The following is a 10,252-nucleotide window of genomic DNA, read 5'->3' on the forward strand; positions in this document are numbered from 1 at the left end:
TGGCGAGGGAGCTTGCTCCCGCTGGGCTGCGAAGCAGCCCCGGCATTCCAGCCATCACATCGCAAGGGGACGCTGGCGCGTCCAGCGGGAGCAAGCTCCCTCGCCACAGAGTACGAACGCAAGATAGGGGAGTATCTACCGCGGTTCGATATGGGCAATCATCAGTTGCACCGTTTCCTGGCCGCGAAACTCGTTGAGGTCGAGTTTGTAGGCCAGTTCGACCCAGCGCACGGTGGGGTTTGGCCAAATATCGCGATCGACGCCAAAGGCAATGCCGTCAAGCTTCACCGAACCGCATTCGCTCTTGAGGACGACCTTGAGGTGCCGTTCGCCCACCACGCGCTGTTCGACCAACTGGAACACGCCGTGGAACATCGGCTCCGGAAAATGCTGGCCCCAGGGCCCGGCGTGACGCAGCGCCCGGGCCAGCTCCAGATGGAATTCTTCCACCGCCAGGGTACCGTCCGACAACAGGCGCCCGGTCAGGTCTTCTTCACGCAACTGCCGGCGCACTTCAGCGTCGAACGCCTCGGCGAACAATGGAAAATTCTCTTGCGCCAACGTCAGCCCCGCCGCCATAGCGTGGCCGCCATACTTGCTGATCAGCGTTGGATGTTGCGCCGCCACTACACTCAGGGCATCGCGAATATGAAACCCCGGCACCGAGCGCCCCGAGCCCTTGAGCAGGCCGTCACCGGCATCGGCAAAAGCAATGGTCGGGCGGAAATAACGCTCTTTCATCCGCGAGGCGAGGATACCGATGACGCCCTGGTGCCACTGCGGATCGAACAGGCATAACCCGAACGGCATCGACTCCACCGGCAGGTCCTTGAGCTGGGCCAGCGCTTCACGCTGCATGCCCTGTTCGATGGATTTGCGATCCTGGTTCATGCCGTCCAGTTGCGCCGCCATCTCCCGCGCCAAGGCTGGGTCGTCAGTGAGCAGACATTCGATGCCCAGGCTCATGTCGTCCAGACGCCCGGCGGCGTTCAGACGCGGGCCGAGGATAAACCCGAGGTCCGTGGAGGTGATACGAGAATGATCGCGCCTGGCCACTTCCAGGATGGCCTTGATGCCGGGGCGGGCGCGCCCTGCACGAATGCGTTCCAGGCCCTGATGCACCAGGATCCGGTTATTGGCGTCCAGTGGCACCACATCCGCCACGCTGCCCAGTGCCACCAGGTCCAGCAGTTCGCCGATGTTTGGCTGCGGGCTGCTGACGTACCGGCCAAGGCTGCGCAGACGCGCCCGCAATGCCATCAACACATAAAAGATCACGCCGACACCGGCTAATGCCTTGCTCGGGAATTCACAGCCCGGCTGGTTCGGGTTGACGATGGCATCGGCCGCCGGCAGTTCAAGGCCTGGCAAATGGTGGTCGGTAACCAGTACCTTGAGCCCCGCCGCTTTCGCCGCCGCCACACCTTCGACGCTGGAAATGCCGTTGTCCACGGTGATCAGCAACTGCGGTTCGCGGGTCAGGGCAACCTCGACAATTTCCGGGGTCAACCCGTAGCCGTACTCGAAGCGATTGGGCACCAGATAGTCGACATGGGCCGCACCGAGCAAGCGCAGCCCCAACATGCCCACCGTGCTGGCCGTCGCGCCATCGGCATCAAAGTCGCCAACGATCAGGATGCGCTGGCGTTGCTCCAGCGCCACCACCAACAGATCCACCGCCGCGTCGATGCCCTTGAGTTGCTGATAAGGAATCAAGCGCGCCAGGCTCTTGTCCAGTTCAGCCTCGGACTGCACGCCACGGGCCGCATACAGGCGCGTCAACAAGGGCGGCAGGTCACCGAGGAATGGCAGGGTGTCGGGTAACTGGCGGGGTTCTATGCGCATGGGGTGATGGAGATTTCTCTATAAACTGTGGAGTTTTGATTACTTGCTGCTCCTGCTCGGCCCTGTAGGAGCTGCCGAAGGCTGCGATCTTTTGATCTTTTGATCTTTTGATCTTTCACTTGAGACTCAAGCGCCAGGGGAAAGATCGCAGCCTCGCTTCGCTCGGCAGCTCCTACAGGGCCCGGCGGGATCAGCCGCGCTCACCCAGCAACCATTGCAACTGGACTTCGTGCTGGCCACGGTCATCGGTCACAAAAATCGTCCCCTCGCTGATCATCACATCCCACTTGATCACGCGGGGCATGTCCTTAGCGAGTGTCTCCAGCACTTCCTGGGGCACGGAGGCGATGTTGACGTTCTTGAGGTTTTTTACCGCCGGGATCACCTTGCCTTCCCAAACCCGCAGGCTGCCATAGGCCAGCAGACTGGTGCGTTCGGTGCGGCGCGAGCACCAGGTCAGGCGGTCGGCATCGGGCTGGCCAACTTCAATCCAGTGCAACACACGGTCATCCAGGCTTTTTTCCCACAGCGCAGGTTCATCGACATCCGACAGACCTCGGCCAAATGCCAGCAGCTCGTTGTACCAGAAAGCGTAGGCCAGCAGGCGCACGGTCATACGCTCCTCGGTTTCCGAAGGATGACGGGCGATGGTCTGCTTCACGTTCTCGTACACACTACGGTCGAGGTCGGTGAGGTTCAGTTCAAACTTATAGGTCGTGGACGGCTGGGCCATGAACGGGCTTCTTGATACGAGGAAAGGCGGCAAGTCTAACCGATGAGGCGGGCATTCCACGAATTGCCGACCATCAACCTGCGGCGACTGACGCTGGCCTATGATAAAACGCTCTATTCGTTCTGCCTTTTGTTCTACAGGATTCATCATGTCGCTTACTGCCAAACCCCTTGCGGGCGTCAAAGTCATCGAACTCGGCACCTTGATCGCCGGACCTTTTGCCTCGCGGATATGTGGAGAATTCGGGGCCGAGGTGATCAAGGTCGAATCGCCCGATGGCGGGGACCCGTTACGTAAATGGCGCAAGCTGTATGAAGGTACGTCCTTGTGGTGGTTCGTTCAGGCGCGTAACAAGAAATCCCTGACCCTGAACCTCAAGCACCCCGACGGTCTGGCGATTCTGAAAAAGCTGATTGGCGAAGCCGACATCCTGATCGAGAATTTTCGCCCCGGTGTGCTGGAAAAACTCGGCCTGGGCTGGGATGTGCTGCATGCGTTGAACCCGAAATTGGTCATGGTGCGGCTCTCGGGCTTCGGCCAGACCGGTCCGATGAAAGATCAGCCCGGGTTTGGCGCGGTGGGCGAATCCATGGGCGGTCTGCGTTACATCACCGGGTTCGAAGACCGGCCACCGGTGCGCACCGGGATCTCCATCGGCGACTCGATCGCCGCCCTCTGGGGCGTGATTGGTGCACTGATGGCGCTGCGTCATCGCGAGGTCAACGGCGGAACCGGGCAAGTGGTGGACGTGGCGCTGTACGAAGCGATTTTCGCCATGATGGAAAGCATGGTGCCGGAGTTCGACGTGTTCGGTTTCATCCGTGAGCGCACCGGCAACATCATGCCGGGTATCACCCCATCGTCCATCCACACCAGTGCCGACGGCAAGCACGTGCAAATTGGCGCCAACGGCGATGCGATCTTCAAGCGCTTCATGCAGGTCATCGGCCGTGACGACTTGGCCAATGACCCGCAACTGACCAGCAATGATGGTCGCGACAGCCGCCGCGATGAGCTGTACGGGGTCATTGATCGCTGGGTCAACTCACTCCCGCTCGATACCGTTATCGAGCACTTGAACCAGGCGGAAGTGCCGGCCAGCCGAATCTTCAGCGCCGAGGATATGCTCAGCGACCCGCAGTTCCTGGCCCGCGAAATGTTTCTGCAGGCCAATCTGCCGGACGGCAAGGCGTTCAAGATGCCTGGCATCGTACCGAAACTTTCCGACACTCCGGGCACGTCCGAATGGGTGGGGCCGGCACTGGGTGAGCACAATGCCCAAGTGCTCGGGGAACTTGGCTACGATGCGCAGCAGATCGCCCAATTGCGTAGCGACGGCGCCATTTGATGCGGTGAGCGAAAGTCTGTGCCCACTGAAGAACGAGCGTGGGAGCGAGCCTGCTCGCGATTGCGGTGGGTCAGTCAACATCAAGTCTACTGACCCGATGCTATCGTGAGCAGGCTCGCTCCCACAAAGGCCCAGCGGCAGAGCACGCTGAAACCTTAAACGCCAGGCAAAAAGAAACCCCGAGAAGTGGGGAGACAACTCGGGGTTAAACGTGACCATTCATGGTCCGTACCACAAGCGACAAGCACCGGAGCACAATGCTTGATCTTGCTGGTAACAGGTCTGACTCATCGGGACGTAGGAAGGTTCCCACGAAAGACCATTCAATTCGGGATAACCATGACCTTGTCACGCGCCAGATTACGCAGCGCGGCTATCACACAGGGCTCAAGGCGACCTTCGGCAATCAGTACATCGCGATGCAGTCCATCGACCACATCCGTCAGTTGACGCTTGTCGGTCAACTGAGCCTGGTTGAACATCCTTTCGACCATGATCGCCCCAGAGGCATTCTTCAGCGTGACCAGGCATTCGCCCTTGGCGCCAGAGGGAGTCAGCGTGACCTGATACGGGCTCAAAGCCTCACCCAGCAATAGGCTGATACTTTCCATTCGCTCACCCTTTAATAGTCTGAAAACAACTGCTTGTTCACAGTAGATGACCGTGAGCCGCAGCAGAAAGTTCGTTAGCGCACCGAGCCGGTGCGCCCCAAACCTGTTCAACCGAGCATGCGCGCCCAATATGACAGGGGAGCAACAGACATCGTGTGAAGGAGTTTTCCTAGCGAGCTGTCAGCGTCAAGCCAGGAACTGCTCGGCACGCCTCCACCGGCGACCGACATCAATCCAGCCGCCCAAGAGACCGCGCAACTGCCCATCGGCCCCATAAAAAGGCACCGACCAATGATAGATATCCCGTAATCCACCACCGAACATCAATTGACGGTCGACGAACCGGGACTGCCCCGTTCGCAGCTGCTCCATGACCTCTGCGTGCAGCAACGCGGCGGTGGCCGGCGGGAACACCGCGGAATCCGTCAGCCGTGTTCCCCGCAGCTTTTCAAAGCGCGTCGCGAACTTCTCTTCGTAACTTTTATTGCACATGATCAGGCGCCCTTCCAGGTCACGGATGAAAATCGGATCGGGCATGGCATCCATCAAGGCTCTCTGGAGCATCAACTGATCATTGAGGACAGCCTCGGCCTTGAGGCGCTGATCGATTTGTATCTGCAGGCGGCGGTTCCAAAGCAGGGACAGCAGGCCGAACAACACGACCACGATCACACACCAATAACCCCAACGGGACACCCGCAGCCAGACCGATGGCGCCTGGCGGGGGGCGATACCTGCCATCCACTTGGAACGCAACGCACGCATTTCCTCGGCAGGAAAAGCCTCCAAGGCCTTGTTCAGAATACTCAGCAATGGAAGCAGGTCCTGGCGCACGGCCAGATAGTCCGGTTCCCACTTACCTTCCAGGCTTCTTCCTACGCGCAACTGTCCCGCCGGGTAGAGGTGCACCCCGGTTTCATTTTCGATGGTGGCGTGGGCTTCCCGACTCTCCACCAGCGCCCTCGCTTCCCCGTAAGTCTTGACCGTGCGCAGTTCGATGGCCGGGTAGTCGCGCCTGATTTCCGCCTCCAACGCATGCCGTGCCGGCAACGCCAGGATCTTGCCATTGAGCTGCTCAAGCGAGTGGGGAGCGAAATCCCCGTCACGTCCGACAAATACCCAGCCAGAACCGCCAAATGCATGGCTGAAATTCAGGAAATTCCTGCGCTCGTCGTTCATCGCCAGCGTGGTCGTCATGTCGGCCTCGCCATTCTCTAGCATCGCCAGTAATTGATCGGGGGAAAACGACTCCCGATGCACGAATTCAAGGCCGGTCATTTGCGCAATACGCTGGAGAATGTCGTGGTTCAGGCCGTTCCACTGCCCAAGCTCATTCTTGAACAGGTACAGCGGAAATTGCATCGAAGCCACGATGACCTGCGGGTTCTCCTTGATCCACTTCAATTCCTGCGGATCCAGCACCAACCGTTCGCCGGAATCGAACGGTGGCGCTTTATAGGCCGCCAACTGCGCCGCCCCCGCCCCCTGCGCCCAGTACACCAGGACCAGGCCCATCATCCAGCTCAGGGCTGGTTTGCGTCTGATAAAAAACAACATCTGCATTTCCTTCGAGATTACTCGCCCGTCCCTCCAAGGGCGAAAACCCGACCAGTTTGGCATGCAGAAACGAGAAAGCCCGTCAGGAGACGGGCTTCAAAATGTGACAGGTTTCAGCGCTCAGAGCGGCTTGCCGCGGTTGCCATGCTGACTGACAAAGGCCTGAACGGCTTTCAAGTCATTGGGCAACACGGTGCAACGCTCATCTCGCTCAAACAAATCAGAAAGATGTGCGGGTAGTTCAAGCGCTTTTCCTACGCCTGCCTTCTCCACTGCTTCCGGAAACTTCACCGGATGGGCAGTACCCAGAATCACCATCGGGATATCCAGGCTGCGACGGCATTCACGGGCGGCTCTCACACCGATGGCCGTATGCGGGTCGAGCAGTTCGCCGCTCTGTTCGAACACCTCGGCAATGGTCTCGCAGGTTTGCGCATCGTCCACCGCCAGCGAGTCAAACAGCTTGCGCGCTTCGGTCCAGCGCTCAGGCTCGACGCTGAAACCACCGCCCTGTCGGAAGCTGTCCATCAGGCCGGCAATCGCCGCGCCATTGCGACCGTGCAGGTCGAACAGCAAACGCTCGAAGTTCGACGACACCATGATGTCCATGGACGGCGACAGCGTGGCGTGCAGGGTTTCCTTGACGTACTGGTTGCCGCTCATGAAACGGTGCAGGATGTCGTTGCGGTTGGTGGCGACGATCAATTGGTTGATCGGCAGCCCCATGTTGCGCGCCAGGTAACCGGCAAAGATATCGCCGAAGTTACCGGTAGGCACCGAGAACGACACCGAACGGGTCGGGCCGCCCAGTTGCAGGGCCGCGTGGAAGTAATAAACGATCTGGGCCATGATCCGCGCCCAGTTGATCGAGTTCACCGCAACCAGCCGCGTACCTTTGAGGAAGCTCTGGTCGGCAAAACTGGCCTTGACCATTTCCTGGCAGTCATCGAAGTTGCCTTCGATGGCGATGTTATGGATGTTATCGCCGAAAATCGTCGTCATCTGCCGACGCTGCACTTCCGAGACACGGTTGTGCGGGTGCAGGATGAAAATGTCGACGTTCTCACAGTGCTTGCAGCCTTCGATAGCGGCCGAACCGGTGTCGCCGGAGGTGGCGCCAACGATCACGACACGCTCGCCACGCTTTAGCAGCACGTAGTCCAGCAGACGACCGAGCAATTGCAGGGCGAAGTCCTTGAAGGCCAGGGTCGGACCGTGGAACAGCTCCATTACCCATTCGTTGCCGTTGAGCTGACGCAGCGGTGCGATGGCGTTGTGGGAGAAGACGCTATAGGTCTCTTCCAGGATTTTCTTGAAGTCAGCGTCCGGAATGCTGCCGGTGACAAACGGGCGCATGACCCGGAAGGCCAGTTCGTGATACGGCAAGCCGGCCCACGAGGCGATTTCTTCCTGGGTGAAACGCGGCAGGTTTTCCGGCACATAGAGGCCGCCGTCCGTGGCCAGGCCGGCCAGCAGGACATCTTCGAAATTCAGGGCCGGTGCCTGGCCGCGGGTGCTGATATAGCGCATGGGGGCAAACCTTTGGTTTGAGCTTCGAGCGTCAAGCTGCAAGCTACACGTTAAAAGCAGCCGGGCTTTTATTTGTAACTTGCAGCTCATGGCTTGCAGCTGTATTGATTTAACTTGCAGCTTTTAGCTTGGCGCTTGTAGCTGCTTCAATTCAAATGCTCGACGCGGATACGGACCACCGGCCCGACAACGCCCTGGAGAGCCTCCAACGCGGTGATCGCGTCGTTGATGCGCTGCTCGACCACTCGGTGGGTCAGCAGGATCATCGGCACCAGGCCGTCGTGTTCCTCGACTTCCTTCTGCATGATCGACTCGATGTTGATGCCGCGCTCCGAAAGGATGCTCGCCACCTGGGCCAGTACCCCTGGGTGGTCCTTGGCCTGGATCCGCAGGTAGTAGGCACTTTCGCATGCTTCGATCGGAAGAATCGGATGATCCGACAGCGAGTCTGGCTGGAAAGCCAGGTGCGGTACACGGTTCTCCGGGTCGGAGGTCATCGCGCGCACCACATCCACCAGGTCGGCCACCACCGAGGAAGCGGTCGGCTCCATGCCGGCGCCAGCACCGTAGAACAGGGTGGAGCCCGCGGCGTCGCCATTGACCATCACGGCGTTCATCACGCCGTTGACGTTGGCGATCAAGCGATCGGCCGGGATCAAGGTCGGGTGAACCCGCAGCTCGATGCCACTGGCGGTGCTACGGGCCACGCCCAGATGCTTGATGCGGTAGCCCAAGGCTTCAGCGTAGTTCACGTCAGCGGTGGTCAGCTTGGTGATGCCTTCGGTGTAGGCCTTATCGAATTGCAGCGGAATACCAAAGGCGATGGACGCCAGGATCGTCAGCTTGTGCGCCGCGTCGATGCCTTCCACGTCAAAGGTCGGATCGGCTTCTGCGTAACCCAGGGCCTGGGCCTCGGCGAGCACGTCTTCGAAGGTGCGACCCTTTTCGCGCATCTCGGTAAGAATGAAGTTGCCAGTGCCGTTGATGATCCCGGCGACCCAGTTGATGCGGTTGGCCGAAAGGCCCTCGCGGATCGCCTTGATCACCGGAATGCCACCGGCCACGGCGGCTTCGAACGCAACGATCACGCCCTTTTCCCGCGCTTTGGCGAAAATCTCATTACCGTGAACAGCGATAAGCGCCTTGTTCGCGGTGACCACATGCTTGCCATTCTCGATGGCCTTGAGTACCAGCTCGCGGGCAACGGTATAGCCGCCCATCAGCTCTATGACGATGTCGATCTCAGGGTTCGTGGCCACTTCGAAGACATCGTTGGTAATCGCAATACCGGTCGTCTGGAACTGAGGCTTTGGCGTGCGCATGGCAATTTGTGCCACTTCGATTCCACGCCCGGCACGACGAGCAATTTCCTCGGCGTTGCGCTGAAGTACGTTGAAGGTGCCGCCACCGACGGTACCTAACCCACAGATGCCTACTTTGACCGGATTCACTCTTGACTCCCCATGAAACGGCCGACGCAAGGTCGGCCGTGAAATACAGCCGCGCAGCAACGCGACTTTGTGTTTAACGGCCCGACGAAGGTTTTCGCCGAGCCGTGATCTTCATAAACGCACTGCCCATGATCATTTGGCGCCAAGGGCCAGTTTGGCGACTTGTGGCGCCGGCTGGTAGCCCGGAATGACCTGGCCGTCCGCCAAAACGATGGCCGGCGTACCGTTCACACCGATGGACTGACCGAGGGCGAACTGCTTGGAAACCGGATTTTCGCACTTGGCGGCCTTGATTTCCTTGCCATCGACCATTTTGTCCATGGCCGCTTTTTTGTCCTTGGAGCACCAGACCGCCTGCAGTTGCTCATCACCCGGCGAGCCCAGTCCCTGGCGCGGAAACGCCACATAGCGCACTTCAATGCCGCGCTTGTTCAGTTCCGGCACTTCGGCGTGCAGCTTGTGGCAATACGGGCAGGTGGTGTCGGTGAACACAGTGATGTGGGATTTGGTTTCGCCGACCGCCGGGTAAACCACGGTTTCGGCAACCGGAATGCCGTTGATCAGCTTGGAAATGCCCTGGCGTTCGGTCTTCTCGGTGAGGTTGACCGGCTTGCCACCCTTGAGCTCGAACAGGTTGCCCTGGACGATGTACTGACCGTCGGCGCTGGCGTAGAGCACACGACTTCCCTGGAGCTTGACTTCATACAGGCCGGACATGGGGCTGGCGGTGATGGTTTCGATCGGCACCTCCATCTGAAGGTTTTCCAGGCTCTTGCGGATAGCCTTGTCGGCCGCGTCGTCGGCGATGGCAACGGTACTGGCCAACGCAATGGCGGCGGCGGTGAACATCTGGATCAAACGCATGGGAGCTCCTGAGACGGACAAAGGGGACGGGGAACGCCGACCGGCAGATTCGGGTTCCAACCGCCCACTGTGCAAACCGGCAAAGCCTACCACATAAGGCCCGCGTGGCCGAATGCCGGTGATACAAGGCATTTGGCGAATGCCTTGTTGTGGGAACGGGCGCTCACAGATCCTGGACTCACCACACATCCTCTGTGGGAGCTGAGCTTGCTCGCGATGGCGCTCGGTCAGCTTGCATCCATGCTGAATGTGCCCACGTCATCGCGAGCAAGCTGGGCTCCCACATGGGTTCTCGGGTGTTCATAAGTTTGGG

At 59.6% G+C, this 10,252-nt stretch carries 8 protein-coding genes; 1 reads left to right on the forward strand and 7 read right to left on the reverse strand.

Translation table 11 applies throughout. The features are described 5' to 3' along the window. Positions 1-135 precede the first annotated feature (135 nt). On the reverse strand, positions 136-1,845 hold the full coding sequence (recJ, locus tag MA884_RS21065; protein ID WP_256232328.1) for a single-stranded-DNA-specific exonuclease RecJ: 1,710 nt from the start codon (positions 1,843-1,845) through the stop codon (positions 136-138). Positions 1,846-2,035: 190 nt separating this feature from the next. Continuing rightward, positions 2,036-2,578 carry a YaeQ family protein gene (locus MA884_RS21070; protein ID WP_256232329.1) on the reverse strand — a complete coding sequence of 181 codons (543 nt, stop codon included), beginning with the start codon at positions 2,576-2,578 and terminating at the stop codon, positions 2,036-2,038. A gap of 148 nt (positions 2,579-2,726) precedes the next feature. Between MA884_RS21070 and MA884_RS21075 the strand changes: the two genes are divergently transcribed. Beyond that, positions 2,727-3,926, forward strand: coding sequence for a CaiB/BaiF CoA-transferase family protein (locus MA884_RS21075; RefSeq protein WP_256232330.1), 1,200 nt, complete (start codon positions 2,727-2,729; stop codon positions 3,924-3,926). A 323-nt stretch (positions 3,927-4,249) separates the two neighbouring features. Here MA884_RS21075 and MA884_RS21080 read toward each other — a convergent pair whose 3' ends face one another. The 5 genes from MA884_RS21080 to dsbC form a co-directional block, all read right to left on the reverse strand. Beyond that, the gene (locus tag MA884_RS21080; RefSeq protein ID WP_256232331.1) at positions 4,250-4,537 is read right to left on the reverse strand and encodes a DUF3509 domain-containing protein; all 288 of its coding nucleotides are present in this window, start codon (positions 4,535-4,537) and stop codon (positions 4,250-4,252) included. A gap of 186 nt (positions 4,538-4,723) precedes the next feature. Next, positions 4,724-6,094, reverse strand: a complete 1,371-nt coding sequence (locus MA884_RS21085; RefSeq protein WP_256232332.1) for a transporter substrate-binding domain-containing protein — start codon at positions 6,092-6,094, stop codon at positions 4,724-4,726. Between the two features lie 120 nt (positions 6,095-6,214). Further along, positions 6,215-7,624, reverse strand: coding sequence for a threonine synthase (gene thrC, locus MA884_RS21090; protein WP_256232333.1), 1,410 nt, complete (start codon positions 7,622-7,624; stop codon positions 6,215-6,217). A gap of 146 nt (positions 7,625-7,770) precedes the next feature. After that, positions 7,771-9,075: a homoserine dehydrogenase gene (locus MA884_RS21095; protein ID WP_047227506.1), complete on the reverse strand. Its 1,305-nt coding sequence runs from the start codon at positions 9,073-9,075 to the stop codon at positions 7,771-7,773. A gap of 132 nt (positions 9,076-9,207) precedes the next feature. Beyond that, a complete protein-coding gene (dsbC, locus tag MA884_RS21100; protein WP_092402674.1) occupies positions 9,208-9,939 on the reverse strand; it encodes a bifunctional protein-disulfide isomerase/oxidoreductase DsbC in 732 nt (243 codons plus the stop codon). Between the last annotated feature and the right edge of the window lie 313 nt (positions 9,940-10,252).

Source organism: Pseudomonas sp. Q11 (assembly GCF_024494355.1).
In the GTDB taxonomy this organism is placed as follows: Bacteria; Pseudomonadota; Gammaproteobacteria; order Pseudomonadales; family Pseudomonadaceae; genus Aquipseudomonas; species Aquipseudomonas hefeiensis.

What these genes read in the sequence shown, in the direction of transcription:
- MA884_RS21080 (WP_256232331.1), bottom strand. Translation starts at nt 4,537, where the DNA reads ATGGAAAGTATCAGCCTATTGCTGGGTGAGGCTTTGAGCCCGTATCAG.
- thrC (WP_256232333.1), bottom strand. Translation starts at nt 7,624, where the DNA reads ATGCGCTATATCAGCACCCGCGGCCAGGCACCGGCCCTGAATTTCGAA.
- dsbC (WP_092402674.1), bottom strand. Translation starts at nt 9,939, where the DNA reads ATGCGTTTGATCCAGATGTTCACCGCCGCCGCCATTGCGTTGGCCAGT.
- MA884_RS21085 (WP_256232332.1), bottom strand. Translation starts at nt 6,094, where the DNA reads ATGTTGTTTTTTATCAGACGCAAACCAGCCCTGAGCTGGATGATGGGC.
- recJ (WP_256232328.1), bottom strand. Translation starts at nt 1,845, where the DNA reads ATGCGCATAGAACCCCGCCAGTTACCCGACACCCTGCCATTCCTCGGT.
- MA884_RS21075 (WP_256232330.1), top strand. Translation starts at nt 2,727, where the DNA reads ATGTCGCTTACTGCCAAACCCCTTGCGGGCGTCAAAGTCATCGAACTC.
- MA884_RS21070 (WP_256232329.1), bottom strand. Translation starts at nt 2,578, where the DNA reads ATGGCCCAGCCGTCCACGACCTATAAGTTTGAACTGAACCTCACCGAC.